This window comes from Streptosporangium sp. NPDC006930, from assembly GCF_040635605.1.
GTDB lineage: Bacteria > Actinomycetota > Actinomycetes > Streptosporangiales > Streptosporangiaceae > Streptosporangium.
The window spans coordinates 241,269-242,444 of record NZ_JBEYID010000012.1; the positions used below are offsets into that span (position 1 = coordinate 241,269).

Sequence of the window (1,176 nt, forward strand, 5' to 3'; positions counted from 1 at the left end):
AGGCCAGGCGCTTACCGTCAGGGCTGAACGTTACCGAGTTCACGGCGCCCTGGTGGCCGGTGAGGCTGCGGGTCGGAAAGCCAGTGTCCGCTACCCAGCTCACCGTCCCGCGGGTGACCACATCCCAGATCCACACCGTCCCATCACCGTCACCGGCGACGGCCAGGTGCTTGCCGTCCGGGCTGAACGCCACCGAGAACACCCGGATGGAGGCCACTTCGACGCCGTTTAGGCGGCCGGTGGCCACATCCCAGAGCCGCACCCTCATGTTGGTGATGGTGACCAGGCGCTTGCCGTCAGGGCTCAACGCCACCGCGTACACACTCTCCACATCGCCGGTGTGGCCGGTCAGGGTACGGACCAGGTTGCCGGTGGCCACATCCCAGATCCGGACCGTGTTGAAGACGCCGACGGTGGCCAGGCGTTTGCCATCCTGGCTGAACACCATCAAGGACACCCAGTCGTTGTTGCTGGTGAGGGTGCTGATCTGGCCGCCGGTGTCCGCGTTCCAGATCCGCACCGTCCCATCACCGTCGTCGGCGGCGGCCAGGTGCTTGCCGTCCGGGCTGAACGCCACCGACCGCACCGGGCGAGTGCCACCAGTGAGAGTACGGATGGGGCGGGCGATAGCCACATCCCAGATCCGGACCGTCTTGTCGTCACCGGCGCTGGCCAGGTGCTTGCCGTCGGGGCTGAACGCCACCGAGACCACCTGGCTGGTGTGGCCGGTGAGGGGGGCGCCGATTTGACGGCCGGTGTCCACATCCCAGGTCCGCACTGTGTGGTCGTAGCCAGCGGTGGCCAGGCGCTTGCCGTCCGGGTCGAACGCCACCGAGTACACGGCACCCTGGTGGCCGGTGTCGGTGCGGATCGGGCGGCGGCCAGTGTCCGCGTTCCAGATTCGCACCGTCTTGTCGTCACCGGCGCTGGCCAGGCGCTTGCCGTCCGGGCTGAACGCCACCGAGTTCACCCAGTCGGTGTGGCCGGTGAGGGTGCGGATCAGGCCGCCAGTGTCCGCATCCCAGATCCGTACCGTCTTGTCGTCACCGGCGCTGGCCAGGCGCTTGCCGTCCGGGTCGAACGCCACCGAGTTCACCCAGTCGGTGTGGCCGGTGAGGGTGCGGATCAGGCCGCCAGTGTCCGCATCCCAGATCCGTACCGTCTTGTCGTCACCGG

At 68.2% G+C, this 1,176-nt stretch carries 1 protein-coding gene; it reads right to left on the bottom strand.

All coding sequences use genetic code 11. The features are described from left to right. On the bottom strand, window positions 1-1,176 hold a 1,176-nt coding region (locus ABZ664_RS22360; RefSeq protein WP_362513026.1), incomplete at both ends, for an LpqB family beta-propeller domain-containing protein.